This window comes from Thiomicrorhabdus hydrogeniphila (genome assembly GCF_054656895.1).
Genome location: NZ_BAAHXL010000001.1, coordinates 249,738 through 266,254 on the forward strand (window position 1 = coordinate 249,738; position 16,517 = coordinate 266,254).

15 protein-coding genes and 1 tRNA gene are annotated in these 16,517 nt (G+C 38.4%); 9 read left to right on the forward strand and 7 right to left on the reverse strand.

The genetic code is table 11. From position 1 onward, the window contains the following. Positions 1 to 8: 8 nt before the first annotated feature. From ACYQ0E_RS01040 to ACYQ0E_RS01050, 3 genes are all read left to right on the forward strand, one after another. Positions 9 to 905: a D-hexose-6-phosphate mutarotase gene (locus tag ACYQ0E_RS01040; protein ID WP_460186409.1), complete on the forward strand. Its 897-nt coding sequence runs from the start codon at positions 9 to 11 to the stop codon at positions 903 to 905. 83 nt (positions 906 to 988) lie between these two features. Continuing rightward, the gene (locus ACYQ0E_RS01045; RefSeq protein ID WP_460186410.1) at positions 989 to 1,207 is read left to right on the forward strand and encodes a hypothetical protein; all 219 of its coding nucleotides are present in this window, start codon (positions 989 to 991) and stop codon (positions 1,205 to 1,207) included. A gap of 34 nt (positions 1,208 to 1,241) precedes the next feature. Beyond that, positions 1,242 to 1,781, forward strand: a complete 540-nt coding sequence (locus ACYQ0E_RS01050; protein ID WP_460186411.1) for a hypothetical protein — start codon at positions 1,242 to 1,244, stop codon at positions 1,779 to 1,781. Between the two features lie 34 nt (positions 1,782 to 1,815). Here the strand turns inward: ACYQ0E_RS01050 and ACYQ0E_RS01055 are convergent, their stop codons facing one another. Beyond that, the gene (locus ACYQ0E_RS01055) at positions 1,816 to 2,862 is read right to left on the reverse strand and encodes an NADP(H)-dependent aldo-keto reductase (RefSeq protein WP_460186412.1); all 1,047 of its coding nucleotides are present in this window, start codon (positions 2,860 to 2,862) and stop codon (positions 1,816 to 1,818) included. A 213-nt stretch (positions 2,863 to 3,075) separates the two neighbouring features. Between ACYQ0E_RS01055 and ACYQ0E_RS01060 the strand changes: the two genes are divergently transcribed. Next, positions 3,076 to 3,151, forward strand: a tRNA-Arg gene (locus ACYQ0E_RS01060). Positions 3,152 to 3,324: 173 nt separating this feature from the next. Here the strand turns inward: ACYQ0E_RS01060 and ACYQ0E_RS01065 are convergent. The 4 genes from ACYQ0E_RS01065 to rpoH form a co-directional block, all read right to left on the reverse strand. Next, positions 3,325 to 4,599 (reverse strand): PatB family C-S lyase, encoded by a 1,275-nt coding sequence (locus ACYQ0E_RS01065; protein ID WP_460186413.1) that lies wholly within the window; start codon positions 4,597 to 4,599, stop codon positions 3,325 to 3,327. A 14-nt stretch (positions 4,600 to 4,613) separates the two neighbouring features. Next, the gene (gene ovoA, locus ACYQ0E_RS01070; protein WP_460186414.1) at positions 4,614 to 6,743 is read right to left on the reverse strand and encodes a 5-histidylcysteine sulfoxide synthase; all 2,130 of its coding nucleotides are present in this window, start codon (positions 6,741 to 6,743) and stop codon (positions 4,614 to 4,616) included. A gap of 131 nt (positions 6,744 to 6,874) precedes the next feature. Next, the gene (locus ACYQ0E_RS01075) at positions 6,875 to 7,579 is read right to left on the reverse strand and encodes a YoaK family protein (RefSeq protein ID WP_460186415.1); all 705 of its coding nucleotides are present in this window, start codon (positions 7,577 to 7,579) and stop codon (positions 6,875 to 6,877) included. A 121-nt stretch (positions 7,580 to 7,700) separates the two neighbouring features. Then, positions 7,701 to 8,555: an RNA polymerase sigma factor RpoH gene (rpoH, locus tag ACYQ0E_RS01080; RefSeq protein ID WP_460188685.1), complete on the reverse strand. Its 855-nt coding sequence runs from the start codon at positions 8,553 to 8,555 to the stop codon at positions 7,701 to 7,703. A 442-nt stretch (positions 8,556 to 8,997) separates the two neighbouring features. Here rpoH and ACYQ0E_RS01085 point away from each other — a divergent pair, with 442 nt between their 5' ends. Beyond that, entirely contained in the window at positions 8,998 to 10,230 is a 1,233-nt protein-coding gene (locus tag ACYQ0E_RS01085; protein WP_460186416.1) for an RNA-guided endonuclease InsQ/TnpB family protein, read from the forward strand. Between the two features lie 175 nt (positions 10,231 to 10,405). On the opposite strand, the gene ACYQ0E_RS01090 is transcribed toward ACYQ0E_RS01085, so the two are convergent. Further along, positions 10,406 to 10,840 (reverse strand): flagellar export chaperone FliS, encoded by a 435-nt coding sequence (locus tag ACYQ0E_RS01090; RefSeq protein ID WP_460186417.1) that lies wholly within the window; start codon positions 10,838 to 10,840, stop codon positions 10,406 to 10,408. A 475-nt stretch (positions 10,841 to 11,315) separates the two neighbouring features. Beyond that, positions 11,316 to 12,506: a formate-dependent phosphoribosylglycinamide formyltransferase gene (gene purT / locus ACYQ0E_RS01095; RefSeq protein WP_460186418.1), complete on the reverse strand. Its 1,191-nt coding sequence runs from the start codon at positions 12,504 to 12,506 to the stop codon at positions 11,316 to 11,318. Between the two features lie 204 nt (positions 12,507 to 12,710). Here purT and ACYQ0E_RS01100 point away from each other — a divergent pair, with 204 nt between their 5' ends. From ACYQ0E_RS01100 to ACYQ0E_RS01115, 4 genes are all read left to right on the forward strand, one after another. Next, positions 12,711 to 14,249, forward strand: a complete 1,539-nt coding sequence (locus tag ACYQ0E_RS01100; RefSeq protein WP_460186419.1) for a putative bifunctional diguanylate cyclase/phosphodiesterase — start codon at positions 12,711 to 12,713, stop codon at positions 14,247 to 14,249. 323 nt (positions 14,250 to 14,572) lie between these two features. Further along, positions 14,573 to 15,187 carry a DUF2238 domain-containing protein gene (locus tag ACYQ0E_RS01105; RefSeq protein WP_460186420.1) on the forward strand — a complete coding sequence of 205 codons (615 nt, stop codon included), beginning with the start codon at positions 14,573 to 14,575 and terminating at the stop codon, positions 15,185 to 15,187. A gap of 562 nt (positions 15,188 to 15,749) precedes the next feature. Then, entirely contained in the window at positions 15,750 to 15,953 is a 204-nt protein-coding gene (locus tag ACYQ0E_RS01110; RefSeq protein ID WP_460186421.1) for a Flp family type IVb pilin, read from the forward strand. Positions 15,954 to 15,968: 15 nt separating this feature from the next. After that, positions 15,969 to 16,478: a TadE family protein gene (locus ACYQ0E_RS01115; protein ID WP_460186422.1), complete on the forward strand. Its 510-nt coding sequence runs from the start codon at positions 15,969 to 15,971 to the stop codon at positions 16,476 to 16,478. Positions 16,479 to 16,517 lie beyond the last annotated feature (39 nt).

Here is a 16,517-nt window from a genome sequence, read left to right on the forward strand (position 1 = left end):
GTGTAAAGATGACAAGTAAATATGCAAAGCAATTTGATGTAGAAGGCGTAACCTTTACGACTCGTGAAGGGGTTGAATTGATTCATATCGAAAACCAATTTGCTAAGGCAACCATTACTACCTATGGAGCAACGGTTTTAAGTTTTATACCACATGGTGAGCGTGATGTTCTATGGGTAAGTAGTACGGCTATTTATGATGGCTCTAAGCCTGTAAGAGGCGGTATTCCTGTTTGCTGGCCATGGTTTGGCGCAGCGACCACTCCAGGTTTGCCTGCACATGGTTTTGTTAGAAATATGGTGTGGCAAGTAGACAAGGTGGCACAGCTAGAAGACGGTGAAACACGCGTTTTATTGGTGTGTAAATCCAATGAAGACACTTTAAAAATATGGCCTCATGAATTTGAACTTAAACTTTGTGTACAAATTAACAGCAGCTTAACCTTAACACTGACTACAGTAAACCTAAGTGATGAAGCCTTTGAAATAACAGAAGCCTTGCACACTTATTTTGCCGTTGGCAATCCAGTTGGTTTGGCCATTAAAGGTTTAGAAAACAGTACGCATTTAAATAAGTTAGCTGACAATGCGCCAGCAGAAATTCAAAAAGACATTCTGGTATTAAACCCGGCTAAAGATTCGGTTTATTTAAATCAAGCGGGAGATGTTACGATTTTAGACAGTGATAATTCTCGTGAAATTAAGATTGAAAAACGTAATTCACAATCCAGTGTTGTATGGAATCCAGGTCCTGAAATTGTTAAAGGTTTTGCAGACATAGATGACCAGGCCTGGTTAGAATTTGCGTGTGTAGAGAGCGGTAATGTTTTAGATAACGTTGTTAATGTCCCCGTGTATTCTGAGCACCTATTAAGTGTTAAATACTCTGTAAAATCGACTTCTTAAATAAATTGTAATATGGGGATGACAATCGTTTGTCTGCCCATAGCGATTAAATGTTAAATTATTTGCGTCAAAGGCGATGCTGTATGACCCTTGAAAAAATATTTTCAGGGTTTTTGTTATTAAAAGAGACCTTTGCACGAGTCAATGCATGGTTAAAAATGGCTAAAATTCATCTGGTTTTTCTCGGCTCTTCGCCAAGTTCTACGTTTGTTGAATCAATTGCTAATAGCCAGCTATTAGCAATTGACTTCGCAGCAATTAGGCCAGTTTTTTGCATTTTTCCACGTATCTCTCTCGTGTAAAAGTCTCTAAAAATGTATATGTATTGAGGTTCAAATGCTCGCGCTAGAAGCTGGTAGTAAAAGTCATTATATTGATGGCTTATGTTTTATTCTTCCTTTAAAAACGTTAAGAAATACGCCAAATGTTTCATTCTTTTCTATTGAAGGTGTTGCCGATGATTTATCGGGCATTGATTTAGTGATGCATGAGCCAGGTGGTAAAAGCCCGTTAATTGCTGGTGATGACACCTGGTATTGGTATATGCATACTGATCAAGAAGATAAATTGGTTGTGCATCAAGGACGACGTTTGGTTCAACTTTATTCGGTAAAACACGGCCAGGTAGAAAACTTTGAAGTAACGCCAGAAGCGGTTTACCACAATAGCCAAAAGATTTACGATGGTGCGGCCATTTTAGGTTGGCCAGAGCATGTCTTTCACCGCGTGCATTCACCCGAGGGCAGTATTTCAACCAATTACGCAACTCGGTTGCCTGAGTTTGATATAGATACTAACTTTAATATTTATACTCTAGACACCAGTACGGGCGATTATAGTACCGCTCGTCTTGGTGCTCTTGATCAACCAAAATAGATTAATCAAAGTAAATTCCTAAAGTAGCCAATTGTTAAGGTGATGGAATTGTATAAAGAGCATGAATTTGCTCTATTTGATGAAGCGTTTCTGCATCAAGCGTAATATTGATAGAATCAATATTCTCTTTTAGTTGACTCATATTTGTAGCGCCAATGATATTGGCGGTTACAAATGAACGGCTGTTTACAAAGGCTAATGCCAGTTGTGTAGGCGTGAGATTATTCTCTTTTGCTAAAGAGGCATAGGCTTCAGTTGCTTTAATAGCACTTTGATTTAAGTAACGATCATAATGCGGAAACAGCGTTACTCTAGCCCCTTCTGGTCTTGCATCATTTAAATACTTTCCTGATAAAACGCCAAATCCTAAAGGTGAATAAGCCAATAAACCAATCTGTTCTTGGTACGCTACTTCAGACAAACCTACCTCAAAACTTCTATTTAATAAACTATAGGGATTTTGAACCGTAACAATTTTTTCTAAGCCTTTTTGTTCGGCGAGCTGCAAAAACTTCATTGTGCCCCAAGCTGTTTCGTTTGATAAACCTATGTGCCTAATTTTGCCCGCTTTAACCAATTCAGTTAATACTTCTAATGTTTCTTCAAAGTCCGTCATATCAGGGGTGTCAGTCTCAGGTGCATCAAAACCTAAAACACCAAAAAAATTGGTTTGACGTTCAGGCCAATGCAGTTGATATAAGTCTAAATAGTCGGTACCTAGGCGTTTTAAAGAACCTTCAAGAGCTTCATGAATTTGCTGACGATTGAAACGACTTAGGCCACCACGAATATGTTGTGTAAAACTACTTGACCCAGCAATTTTAGAGGTTAAAACGATTTGATCACGCTTACCTGTTTTGGCTAACCAATTACCAATAATCGTTTCAGTTGCGCCATAAGTTTCTGCTGTTGGCGGTACGGCATACAGCTCTGCGGTGTCCCAAAAGTTAACGCCATTCTCTAAGGCATAATCCATCTGTTCAAAGGCTTCAGTTTGCGTATTTTGCTCGCCCCAAGTCATGGTTCCTAAACATATACGGCTTACTTGTATATTAGAATGGCCTAACGGGTTGTAAATCATAAGAATCCTTTTGAAATCGTTAACTATTGGCAGGTGAAATATAAATTCACAATAGCATATCAACTAATAATTATTGTGACCAAAATATGAATTTTACCAGGCCTGGTAAAATTAAAATCAAAGCTTATCAATAATACAAATAAAGAGATCTTTAGAACGATAATTCGTCGTTAATATTATTTGCTAAACCTGTTAAAATAGGCGCAAATTTTTGCGGCCATAGTTAAACTGGATATAACTGCCCCCTCCTAAGGGGCTGTTCGGGGTTCGAGTCCTCGTGGCTGTACCATATTTAAAAATTAGCCCGTTTTATGCGGGCTTTTTTGTGTCTTGAATTTCTAGAGTCAATGAGTTAGGTGGGGTTGGTTTATTAAAGATTAATAATACCGCGCTTAGTTAGTTTAAAACAGGAGATTTGAGGGTATGAACACAACCCCCCACTTCTACGTGCGATTATTTTCATTAAGCAGGCAGTGAGTAACGCGCTTGTCTAAGTTGTTGTAAAGCTTTATCCAAAGTCGGTTTTGGCACAGCAAGGTTAATGCGCATAAAGCCTGTACCTGCTTTACTTTGTCCGCCAAAACTTTCACCGTCATTTAAGCCAAGCTTGGCTTTGGTCACTAACCATTCTTTAAGTTTTGCTTGCTCAGTAAACATTTCTCTAAAATCTAACCATACTAAATACGATGCTTCTGGTCGCATTAGTTTGACTTGTGGAAGTTCTTTCGCTAAAAAATTCTCAAGCAAATCTATATTTTGGGTAAAGTGATTAAGCAGTTCATCTCGCCACTCTTTACCTTGGTCTGTATAAGCGGCAGCCATGGCTATTTGACCAAACAGGTTTACGCTATCAATGGCATTTTGTTGGCATATTTTTACATAGTCAGCTTTTAGTTGTGGGTTGGCAATAATGGCGTAACCAATTTGCAAACCGCCTAAATTAAACGTTTTTCCTGGCGAGCTTAGGGTAATGGTGATATTGGCAACGTCATCAGATAGAGAGGCCATAGGGATATGTTTATGAGGTGCATAGACCATATCAGAATGAATTTCATCTGAAACAATAATAACGTTATGTTTTAAGCAAATATTGGCCAACTGTTCCACTTCTGATTTTAGCCAAACACGTCCAGATGGATTTTGTGGATTGCAGAATAAGAAAAGTTTTACAGAGTTATCCACAATGGCTTTTTCAAAAGTCTCAAAGTCAATTTGGTAACGACCGTCAACTAAAGCAAGAGGTGCTTCTACAAGTTTTCGGTCATTGATTTCTGGTGCTTTTAAAAAGGGTGGGTAGACTGGTGGTTGTACCAAAACAGAATCACCAGGCCTGGTAAAAGCGGAAACGGCCATAAAAAAGCCGTTAGCGACATTATGAGTAAATACAATTTGTGATTTTTGTACTGTGTAATTGTTTTGTGCTTGCCAGTGAATAATCGATTGGTACACGGCTTCTGGCGTTAAGGTGTAGCCCAATATTGCATGGTTTAAACGTGATTTAAGGGCGTTCATTACAAATGGTGGGGTTGGCAAATCCATGTCTGCCACCCACATGGGGATAACGTCGTTTGTGCCAAATAAGGCTTGGCGTAGCTCGTATTTTTCGGCGTGGGTGCCAATCCTTGAAATGGATTGATTAAAGTTAAACATCTTTGCTAAGTTCTCAATAGATTCTGTTTCAGGTGCTTTGTCGGTAACCAACAGATTGGGTTTTGTTGAATCGTCATAGCTTACCATTATTGAGTCCTTATTTATGTAATTTTTTTCCATATTGTGAATTCAGAGAGTGAATGTTGATATTTTCGTTTTGTTTCTCTAATCACAAATGGCACATCAAAGGGTTCAGCAACACGGGTAAAGTGTTGGTCTAAAACATTATGCAAACCTTCTAAGGTGGTGACATTTTCACCTGATTTGTCGTCTTTATAACCACCTAACCAGCGAGATTTTTCGGTAAATTCTTCTAACCAAGTATAAGGCGAACCAATAATTAAGTAGCCTTGGCGATTTATTCGTTCATGAATCATACTTAAAAATTTAGTGGGTTCGTAAAGTCGGTCAATTAAATTAATGGCAATGACCATATCGTAATCGCTAAATCTTGGTTTTAAATTTGTGGCATCTTGTTGCATAAACGTACAGCGTTTAGCCACAGCATCAAGTTGTAAATCGGCTAAGTTTTGTGATTTAAAGTCCATAATTTCTCCCTCTTGAGGGATGGTATAGCGCACACTGCCAGATTCTTTAAGTTGGTTGGCAACTTGTATAAAACGCGCCGAAAAATCTAGGCCTGTTACTTCTGTAAAGTGTTTGGCGAGTTCAAAACTGGCTCTACCAACCGAGCAACCAACTTCAAGTACGCTTAAGTTTGCTTTATGGGCAAAGCATTGGTCTTTCTGTATGGTTTTAATCGCAATATCGGCATAGGCTTTGGCAAAGTTATGTACGCCAAAATATTCGTCACCATAGTGAAATTCACAATACTGAGAAACGGATTGATCGGTTTCATAGGTTGAAAATTCAGTTTGTACTTGCGCTTCTGATTCTATATATCGAAACCCAGCATGTTGAAAGAAGTGGCGACGGAAAGCATAACGTGAGTAGCCATTAATTTCATTACCCGTTGATATCCAGCTACCACCTGTAAATAAGTTATGTTTATTGTCAAAAGTCGGCATGGTAAAGTCATCATAAATAGGGTGAACTTTAAAGCCCTCATAAGGGTAAATAGGTGTTTGTGTCCATTGCCATACATTGCCTAAAACATCATAAAAATCGCCCGTTTTATTTTCATCTACTGGGGTTGATGAGGCGCATTTTTGTAAATTGAAATTAGCTTGATGTTTGTAATCTAAAGCCCGACTATGTTCCCTTAAGCGCAAGTATTCATCTTCACTCGGTAAACGAATTGGCAGGCCTGTTTGTTGTGCTTTCCATTGGCAAAAAGCGTGTGCTTCAAGCTGATTTACTTCCACAGGCCAATTCCATGGCATGGCAATTTCTTCTGTCATACAGCGTAAATACCAGGCTTGGTCTTTTTTAACCCAAAACGTTGGATGTTTAACCGGGCTAAAAGTACGCCATTGATTACCTTCGTTATCCCAATATTCGGCTTTGTCATAACCGCCGTCTTCTACAAACGTTAAATACTCTTGGTTGGTTACTAAAAAAGATGCGGCTTTAAAAGCTGAGACTTTAGCCTGATGTTGGCCGTATTCATTGTCCCATCCGTATACGGGAGCAGGGTCATGGTGATTAATTTTGACTTCGCCCGCTGGTACCTCGCAAAGTGTGTTTTGTGGCGCATCATCAAAACGATCACATATTGGAAATAGATCGTGAGATTGAACAGAATCAATTGGTAATTGGCGAATTAACACCGATGAGGTTTCAAGATGAATGCGTTCATGCTCTATTCCCATTAAAATTGGCCACATGGGGCTTTGCCAGTCAATAGGGAAGGTAAATTCAATCGTATCAATTAAGGTATTAACCGCTTGGCGAACTTGATTACGATAAGCCCGAACATCATTTGCACTTGGCCAATCGTAAAAGGTTTCATCCAAGTCATCCCAAGACATTTCATCCACCCCTATGGCGCACATGGATTCAATTTTTGGGTTAATGCGCTCAGGGAAGAGTTTGGCCAACATCAATTTATTGGTAAAAAAGGTGGCCGTGTGACCAAAGTAAAAAATTAAAGGGTGGCGCAGTGAACAAGGTCGTTCGTAAAAAGCATCGTCTGATTTTAAAGTTAAAAACAGCGCTTCATAGGCATCATAAGTTAGGTTAAAGTAAGATTTTATTTCTTGGCGTTTGCTTTCAATGTCGCCTGATAAGAGTTGTGGTGATTGGGTAATTAAATCTTCTTTAGAAATCATTGCTTATGTCCGAATAAGTTTAGTTAACTCATTCTAAACAATACAGAGGAATACATCAAAGAAGTTTTGTATAGATGCTGAGTAGTTTTTGTATAGGTTTTGTATAATTTATGTATGGTAAAAATGGAGCGTTAGTTTTGTACTGTAAGGTGTTTAAGTTTTTGCAGATAAAGGTAGCCCAACAGTAAGCTAATCCCCGCAGGAAAAATAAGCGACCAATTTGGAAACAGACGATAGGCGAATATGCCGATAATACCGCCAATTAAAAAGCCTAGAAACAGAATAATTAATACATTACCTTGCCAAGACCAAGGCGTTTTATTTTTGATTTTGTGGGCAACATGTACACCTAAATCGGTTACGGTGCCTGTTACGTGTGTGGTTCTAATTTGCAAACCACGGTAGCTGGCAACTAGGGCATTTTGCAGGCCGCAAGCAATGGCGGCTAGTAATATAGAGATTTCTGATTGTACAAAACTTAACATAGCGGCAAAAGTGAGAAGCACACTATTTATAAGAAGTGCATAGCCATAATTGGGTGTAGTTTTGTATTTTGACTGACCTACAAGCAGGCCTGATAAAATTGCGCCAGCAAAAAATCCAAATAAAATCATAAGGTTTTTCAGTAGTTCAACCCAATCTACATCAATTACGGCATCACTAATGCGAGAGCTTACGCCTGTCATTTGGCTTACGGGTATACCAAATTCTATTAACATTGCGCTGTTAATATAACCGGCAATAAGCGTCATAATAAAGCTTATCCAGTATAATTTAGTCAGAGAAACTTTAAAGTCAGAATCGTTTTCGATTTGCTCACGAATTGGGTAGGGCATTTAAGCTCCAAGAATGAAAAAGGCCTGCTAGAAATTCTAACAGGCCTGGTAGTTGCCTCGCAATAAGGATAAGGGCAAGTTGTGTAACAGCCTTAAACTTATTGGGTTGGTATCGTTAAGTCTACGCGACGAGTAGATTTTTTAGTTTATTTAACGCTTGTTGCTCTACCTGGCGAATACGTTCCATAGAAACACCATATTCTGCAGATAGCTCTTTTAAACCGACTTTATCGTCCGTTAACCAGCGTTTTTGCAAAATATCGCGGCTACGATCGTCTAAGCTTGATAAAGCTTGTTGCATACGTGCCAATTCATATTCTGCGTGGTTTTGTTGAACCAAAGCCGTTTCAGGGTCGGCTTCTTGGCTAATTAAAACAGGAAACGTCGTATTTTCATTATCGTCGTCCATCTGTAAATCAACCGATAAGTCTTTACCGTAAAGTCGGGTTTCCATTTCTAGAACGTCTTTACGAGTAACGCCTAATTCTTCGGCTACTGAATCAGCATCTTTATCACCAAACCATTCAAGTGATTTTTTGGTACTGCGTAATTTAAAAAACAATTTACGTTGTGCTTTAGTGGTAGCGGTTTTAACAATACGCCAGTTTTTAATTACGTATTCATTAATTTCAGCACGAATCCAATGCACAGCAAACGTCATTAAACGTACGTTTTCTTCTGGGTTAAAACGTTTTACCGCTTTCATTAGGCCAATATTACCTTCTTGAATAATATCACCCAATGGCAAACCGTAACCATTATAAGAGCGTGCAACGGGCACAACATAACGCAAAGACGACAAAATAAGCTGGCGAGCCGCTTCAACGTCTTCATTATAGTAAAGTTTTTCGGCAAGCGCTTTTTCTTCGGCCGCACTTAACTGATGCACGCTTTTAATTGTGTGCATATAGCTTTCTAAGTTTTGGCCAGGCGCCAATTGGTGGGCAATGGCCTCAGCAGCAGGTAAATTCTGCATTGCTTTTGGGTAAGTTGTAATTGTCTGTGACATAACATATCCCTCCATAAATACTTTTTAATATCGTTAATATACTCTATTTTTAGCACTCATTGCAAGAGAGTGCTAAATGGTTTCACACTCTTTCAACTGTCTAAGCATGTTTAATTTAATAAAAAGAATAAAAATTAATAAAAACAATAAGTTAGTTATTTAACGGCTTTGTAAAAATAATTGTATTTATTTAAGAGTATGAACAAGATAATGAAGGATTATTGGATTAAATAAATGGGTGATGCGTGTAAACAAACTATTTAAATAAAAAACCAAACACGTTACAGTTCAGTTTTTTTATCCGTTAGTGCGTAAAACCCCGTCCTTCAGGGCGGGGATATAAGCGCACAGGCGAAGCCTGTTTCTTCTTTGTATAGCAGTTCATTTTGAATTATGTTACAGTATTTATATGAAACAAACGATTCGCAAAGCTTTTAAATTCCGACTTAATCCACGTTCTGACCAAACACAGAAGATGGTTGAGTTTGCCGGGATGAATCGCTTTGTCTGGAATAAAGCTTTGGCCATGAATCTTTTTCGACTTGAGAATAAACAGTCGATGCTTTGGTATAACGAATTAGCGTTCTGGCTAAAATTTTGGAAATCTTCGGAAGAATATGGCTTTCTAAAACAGTGCCATTCTCAGCCTTTACAGCAAACCCTTAAAAACCTTGAGAAAGCGTTTAAAGACGGCTTTGATAAAAAGCAGCCTTTAAAGCGTATTCCTAAGTTTAAGCGCAAAGGTGGTTCAGACTCTTTTCGTTATCCTCAAGGCGTAAAAGTTGACCAGACCTGTAATAAGGTTTTTCTTCCGAAAATTGGCTGGGTGAAATACCGAAACTCTCGACAAGTTATCGGCGATGTTAAAAACATGACTATTTCTCGCAAGGGAAAGCATTGGTATGTGTCGATTCAAACCGAGTACGAGACTGATATAAAGCGTCATGAGTCAACGTCAATGGCTGGTTTGGACATGGGCATTACCCGTTTTGCGACCTTGTCAGACGGCTCATATGTAGAACCTTTAAACAGTTTTCGTAAGTTGTCAAAGAAACTGGCTTTTGAACAGCGCAAGCTGTCTAAAAAAGTCCGTTTCTCTGCTAACTGGAAAAAGCAGAAACAAATCATTACACGACTGCATGAGCGTATCACCAATGCTCGTTTAGACTTCTTACACAAAACCTCAACCCAAATCAGCAAAAACCACGCAATGATTGTCGTTGAAGGTTTAAAGGTAAGAAACATGTCTAAGTCAGCGAAAGGCGACATGACCAGGCCTGGTAAAAATGTAAAAGCGAAGTCCGGTCTAAACAAATCCATCCTTGACCAAGGATGGGGAATGTTCGTTTCGTTTTTGGAGTATAAACAGGCCTGGTCAGGTGGAGATGTGTTGAGGGTAAACCCTCAATACACCTCCCAAACCTGCCCTAGCTGTCAACATGTTAGTTGTGACAACCGCAAAAGCCAAAGTGCTTTTGAGTGTACAGAATGTGGATTTAAAGCCAATGCCGACTTGGTGGGTGCTTTGAATGTACTTGAGCGAGGACATCGCTTATTAGCCTGTGGAGTTGAGGCATTGGCCTCGACTATGAAGCAGGAACCAGTAGGCAGTAGCAATACAAACCTGCTCTTAACGGCATAACGCCAGTTAGGAATCCTCGTCCTTTAGGGCGGGGAGGAAGTCAATTTTGCACTGCAGTATTGATTTGAAAGGCCTGTCTATAACAACGCAGATTCAAGTTAAAACAAGCCAGATTCAAAATTAAGATGATTTTACCAGGCCTGGTAAAATCAATTTTAAAGGTTATATCAATAGATTATGCGTTTTCTGGTAGTTGACCCGTTTGTTGCATCATCTCTAGCCAGGCATCGCGTAATTCGGTGAGTATTTCAATTGCGCTGTCTAAGTAAAAAGTGTCTTTTTCATAAACTGATTCTTGAATACTTTGGTCAGCATAGCGATATAGTTCTTCTAAATCATAAGCTAATGGCGTTTCAGCAGTAAAGCTTAAACGGTCACGCAATGCATCTAAGATTGTGGTCATGCGACCTAAGTGAAAGCCTTTTTCGACTAACGCTTGGCTTTGGTGGCAAACTTTTGCCAGGTTGCCTTTATCTACGGCACCTTGTAAAAGTAATAAAATTGTTTTGCGTGGGTTTTCTGCCAGTGATTTTTCAACGTCCTGGTTTCTGCGGTACTCTTCTAAAATAGGCGCTTTTACTTCAGCCGCCGTATTATTATTTAAAGTCATGTGATTCCCCTAGTGTGTTTAGCGGTATTCGCTTTTGTCTTGTGTTTGTGTGGCAAGTCTTGAATTTTTTACTCAAGTTTTTGCTATATCTGTCGTACAGCATTAGGTATGCCAAAAAGAAAATAGAATGGTTTTTTACTGGAGTTTGATGTGAGTAATATTGATGATATTGTTAATTAACCAATTGATAAATATAGGTTAATTAGGTTTGTTTTTATGTACTGATTAATATGTAAATAATATATTTTTAATTAGGTTTAAGCGGGTTGCCGGTGTAAAAAAAGAATTTACCAGGCCTGGTAAAAAGATAAAGTGTCAAAAAATAGAGAAAAGAATAACAGTAAGATTTGCTTAATAATGACGAATAAACACTAGGCTATTGTTAACTGTTAAGGCTGTTATGAGTGAATGAGACATGGTCAAAAGGGTTTATAAAAAAGAATTATAAACCCCGTTAATAAAAAGTTTGTTTACCTTAAAACGACACTTTAACGGCATTTGCTGCCTTATTGGCTTTTTGAATGGCAAGTTCAATGCTGTCGGCTCTGGCAATGGCAACGCCCATTCTTCTGCGCCCGTTAATATCGGGTTTACCAAATAAACGAATTTGAGTGTCCTTGTCTGCCAAGGCTTCTTCTAAATTTGAAAAAGCCGTTTTTGTTGATGTGCCTGTTGGCAATATTACGCTAGAAGCGCAAAATCCATGCTGAGTAATGTTTGGAATCGGCAATCCTAAAATAGCGCGAGCATGTAAGGCAAATTCAGATAAGTCTTGCGACATTAATGTGACTAAACCTGTGTCATGTGGGCGCGGTGAGACTTCGCTAAAATAGACGTTATCGCCTTTAATAAACAGTTCTACGCCAAATAAGCCCCGGCCAGTTTTGCCACATAGGTTATTGGCGACTTTTTCAGCAATTTCTTTTGATAATGCTAAAGCAGCGGCACTCATTGCCGCCGGTTGCCAAGATTGACGATAGTCGCCATCTTCTTGATGGTGGCCAATGGGTTCGCAAAAGCTAATGCCGTTTTCGTGACGTACGGTTAATAAGGTGATTTCATAATCAAAGTCCACAAACCCTTCAACAATCACTCGGCCTTTGCCGGCTCTTCCACCTTCTTGAGCGTAATCCCAGGCGGTTTGAATGTCTTTGGTCGTCTTAATCACACTTTGACCTTTACCCGATGAGCTCATAATGGGCTTTACCACACAAGGCATGCCAATTCGGTTTACTGAATCGGTAAAATCTTCAAGTGTGTCACAGAACTCATAGGGTGAAGTTGGGATGTTTAATTCTTCTGCTGCTAAGCGGCGAATACCTTCACGGTTCATTGTCAATTGTGTGGCGCGAGCCGTTGGTATTATTTTGACACCCTCTTGTTCCATAGCCGCTAAAGTATCGGTGGCAATCGCTTCAATCTCGGGCACAACCATGTGTGGTTTTTCAAGTTCTATTACTTTTCTTAAAGCATTGCCGTCAAGCATATCCACTACGTGACTACGGTCTGCAACCTGCATGGCAGGGGCGTTTGGGTAACGGTCTACGGCAATGACTTCTACACCAAAACGTTGTAGTTCAATGGCGACTTCTTTGCCTAGCTCACCCGCTCCACATAATAAAACGCGTACGGCAGTAGAAGAAAATGGTGTACCAATGCTCAACATGGCATCTCCTTTGCTTAATGGTATTTAAGAAAATCAAGGCCAAATGTATCGGCCGCAGTTTAAGAAACTTTAGAAAATAAAATTACTTTTTCATTTTTAAATGAATAAAAAAGTGACTACCGCTAAGCGGTCGTTTTAAACAATGTGCATTATACGGTATTTTTAAAACGCAGTATCGCTCAACGGAACACGAGGTTAAACACCATGTTAGAGATAAGTAGCCCAGCAAAAACAGAAGAAGCCACTTCTTTAGAAGTAGAGCGTTTTTTGCAATCTGAGCGTAGTCGCACACAAAAAACAATTGAACGTCATGAAGAGGTTAGTGGTTTTAGTGTTAAAAAAATGATGCGTGCGCTGCAAGATCGCTTTTCGCATACGGGTGACATCTCTAGCGAAATAGCTGAAATGGTTGAAAAACAAGTGCAAATGCGTACTCGTGAATTGTTTCGTCAAGCAAATTATGATGCTTTAACCCATTTACCAAACCGAGCATATTTTCATACAACATTAGAACAATTGGTGGTTAAAGCTAAAGAAGCAGAAACTGATTTTGGTGTGCTATTTTTAGATTTAGACGGTTTTAAAGCGGTAAACGATAGGTTAGGTCACCAAGCGGGTGATGAGTTATTACGTAATGTTAGTGCGCGTTTAATGTCTGCTTTGCGAGAAGGCGATATTGTAAGCCGTATTGGTGGTGATGAGTTTGTTGTTTTGCTAGCTGATGTTGCTGATAAAGAGTTAATACAGTGTGTCTGTGATCGTATTATTAAAGAAGTCAGCCGTCCTTATTGGATTAATGGTGATGATGTTGAGATTTCTACCAGTATTGGTATTTCACGTTTTCCACTTGATGGAAAAACCTCAACTGAGCTTCTAGAGCATGCTGACCAAGCATTATATGTATCAAAACAAAATGGTCGTAAAACCTACTTTTTTTACGATCAAATTACCGACAAAGCTGTTTCACCACGACACGAATTAATTGATTTTTTGCAAGATGCGGTTGAGCAAGGGCAAATTGAAACTTTATTTGAGCCACAAATCGATTTAGTTTCAGGCTCTATTGTCGGCGCGAGTATTACCGCTAAATGGAATCAAAAACAGCTTGATACTCCCTACTTACCCAGTTGGATGGATATACTCAATGATTCTAAAGCCGCCTATACCGTAGGAGCTTGGTTAATGGATTCTGGGCTGTTTTATTTAAAACAGTGGCAGCAATTTAATGATGCCATGATTGTATCGGTACCTGTGGTAGATGCATTATGGCAACAACAAGATTTAGTAACAGTGCTTAATGAACGTTTTGCTTTTTATGGCGTACAAGCCTCGCAAGTGCAATTAGAGTTTTCCATTCAAACTCTTAATGAAACACCAGAATTGCATGAAATATTAAATACACTCAGTGCGGCTGGTTATCAGATTACATTAAGCGAAGTCGGAAAAGTACCGCTTGATTTAGGAATGCTAGCGCAATTAAATCTGCAAGAACTTAAATTAGATCGTGACTGGTTACAAAGCAGTATGAAAACAGATAAAGGTCAAAAATGGGTTCAAGCTTTGGTTCAAATGGCTAAAAGTTTAGACTTATGTGTCATTGTTACTGGTGTAGAAAGCAATGAGCAAGCACAACAATATCGTGCTATGGGGTGTTCTATGGCTCAAGGGCAAGCTTGGTCTGTACCTGTTGCTGCCACGGAACTTCAGGAGGCTATTACGCACGAGTTAACGGTGATTGCATAGGTCTCTTTAAGAAAAGTTTTAGCTGTAAATAATTAAATCCCGTAATGGGATTTTTTTATGTATAAAGAGACCTTTGCACGAGACCATGAACACATAAAAACAGCTATAATCTTTTATCTTGCTTTTCTTGTGCCCCTGTCCCGTGCAAAGGTCTCATAAAGAAAAAGAAATAACGTAAAAGAGCTAACGCATAAACAATAAAACAAATGTTTTATACGTTTGTTTTGAATTTACCAGGCCTGGTAAAATGAAAATCAAACCATCAATTTGTCTTTTAATATCGTGTGATAAAGTCATGCTAACTGGGCGCTAAAGGAAAACGTATGCTTAAACAGGTTAATCAAAATCAAATTTTGTGGTTAGTGAGTTTTTTTGCGGTGTTAATTTGGTCAGCCATTCAACCCAAAGATGGGGTTATTTGGTTTTTAGAAGTTGTGCCCGCCTTAATTGGATTTGTATTAATCGTTTCAACTCGCAACCGTTTTCCATTAACCAAATTGCTTTATATTCTGATTTTGATTCACTGTTTTATTCTTATGATTGGCGGGCATTACACATACGCCGAGGTACCTTTTTTTGATACCTTAAAATACAGCTTTGATTGGAGTCGAAACAATTACGATAAAGTTGGTCACTTTGCGCAAGGCCTTATTCCTGTGATATTGGCAAGAGAAATTCTAATACGTAAACACATTGTGAATGGTAAAACTTGGGTAAACATATTAAGTATTAGTCTTGCCTTAGCCTTCAGTGCGTTTTATGAACTCATAGAATGGTGGGTGGCAATCACATCACAAGAAGCTGCCGAAGCTTTTTTAGGCACTCAAGGTTATGTATGGGATACTCAATCTGATATGGGTTATGCGCTTTTAGGCGCTATTTTCGGTGTTGTGTTTCTTTCTAAAATACATAACAGGCAAATAGCCAATCTTTCTTAATGACTTTTTTAAGTGTATGACTTAAATAAAAAAATATGTAAAACTACCTTTTTTCATAAATCGCTTTCGGCCACTAGAGTTTTACATTAACAATCGATTACCCTTGTCTTTTCTAAAATAAAAATATCAAAAATTGCAGATTATTCTTAATCTTTCCGCTAAAAAAACAATCTAAAACTATTCAAAATCCCTCGTCAAATTGTTCCTTAAATTCGATTTTACTATCTAAATCTATTTCATTTTGGTGTTATTTTTTTAGGTTTAGTTCAAAATTTTCAGCTTATAAGGGTATTAATTACAGCAAATTCTAATATTAGAAATTACTGTAATTAACCAGGCTGATGAGGGGTTTAAAATAATTTTTCTTTAAATAACAATGGGTTATAAAGGTTTTTTTGGTTTATAAATAGGTCAGAAGAAATACTTATGAACTAATCAGAAGTTTTGTTTATGTTTCGCTATAAATATATTGAATTAGTAAAAGTGATGATTTTAAATAGCCACCAAGATCTTATAAGGATCTACTAATAAAATTAATAAATGATTTAAACGAGGAAGAGACATGTTAGATAAAGCAAAAGTTACCCAGATGTTACAAGCTAAGAACCAGAAAAAACAGAAAGGCGCAACCATGATCGAATACGCTCTAGTTGTTGCTGGTATCGCTATTATTGCGGGTGTTTTGTTTGGTGGTACAGATGGTGGATCTGTTGGCACTAAGATTAAGACATTTGTTGAAGGTTCAATTCCAACCTCTGCTGAATAATCTTAAGGTTATATAGTGTCTAAGCACAAATTGCATAAACAAAAGGGAGCCGTCATGCTTGAGACGGCTTATGTTTTACCAGTCATGCTTGCGGTGGTTTTATTAACTGTAGAAGTTATTGGTTATGCAATGAATAGTTTTGCCGTAAATGATGTATTAACGGATGTGCATTCCACTATTTTAAGTGAGATTTCAACGGTCAGTAATTTAGAAGCTGGCCAAGCATTGGATCCGTCCATAAAGTATGCAACCTGCGGCTCAGATGACAAGGTTGAGTTACCTACGGGTGTAAATAGTTCAATCAATAACATTGTCAAAACTGCGCTTGCTTCACAGCATATTACTTTTACGGGTTCTGACCCAGGTGTAACTAAAATCACTAAGAGTGTTGTCTCAGGTTTTGATGTCTATGTCGTAAACTTTTCGGGAACTGCCAATACCTTAGTTCTCCCCAATATGTTTTCAATATTATTACCGATTAATGTCGATACAGTAATCAGTGTTAAAGATAGTTGCGAGTCTTAGAAGGCTTATTACTATTATTATCGCCCCAATTTTTAAGAG

Coding starts and splice junctions, on each gene's coding strand:
- ACYQ0E_RS01040 (WP_460186409.1), top strand. CDS start 9: ATGACAAGTAAATATGCAAAGCAATTTGATGTAGAAGGCGTAACCTTT.
- ACYQ0E_RS01045 (WP_460186410.1), top strand. CDS start 989: ATGACCCTTGAAAAAATATTTTCAGGGTTTTTGTTATTAAAAGAGACC.
- ACYQ0E_RS01050 (WP_460186411.1), top strand. CDS start 1,242: ATGCTCGCGCTAGAAGCTGGTAGTAAAAGTCATTATATTGATGGCTTA.
- ACYQ0E_RS01055 (WP_460186412.1), bottom strand. CDS start 2,862: ATGATTTACAACCCGTTAGGCCATTCTAATATACAAGTAAGCCGTATA.
- ACYQ0E_RS01065 (WP_460186413.1), bottom strand. CDS start 4,599: ATGGTAAGCTATGACGATTCAACAAAACCCAATCTGTTGGTTACCGAC.
- ovoA (WP_460186414.1), bottom strand. CDS start 6,743: ATGATTTCTAAAGAAGATTTAATTACCCAATCACCACAACTCTTATCA.
- ACYQ0E_RS01075 (WP_460186415.1), bottom strand. CDS start 7,579: ATGCCCTACCCAATTCGTGAGCAAATCGAAAACGATTCTGACTTTAAA.
- rpoH (WP_460188685.1), bottom strand. CDS start 8,555: ATGCAGAATTTACCTGCTGCTGAGGCCATTGCCCACCAATTGGCGCCT.
- ACYQ0E_RS01085 (WP_460186416.1), top strand. CDS start 8,998: ATGAAACAAACGATTCGCAAAGCTTTTAAATTCCGACTTAATCCACGT.
- ACYQ0E_RS01090 (WP_460186417.1), bottom strand. CDS start 10,840: ATGACTTTAAATAATAATACGGCGGCTGAAGTAAAAGCGCCTATTTTA.
- purT (WP_460186418.1), bottom strand. CDS start 12,506: ATGTTGAGCATTGGTACACCATTTTCTTCTACTGCCGTACGCGTTTTA.
- ACYQ0E_RS01100 (WP_460186419.1), top strand. CDS start 12,711: ATGTTAGAGATAAGTAGCCCAGCAAAAACAGAAGAAGCCACTTCTTTA.
- ACYQ0E_RS01105 (WP_460186420.1), top strand. CDS start 14,573: ATGCTTAAACAGGTTAATCAAAATCAAATTTTGTGGTTAGTGAGTTTT.
- ACYQ0E_RS01110 (WP_460186421.1), top strand. CDS start 15,750: ATGTTAGATAAAGCAAAAGTTACCCAGATGTTACAAGCTAAGAACCAG.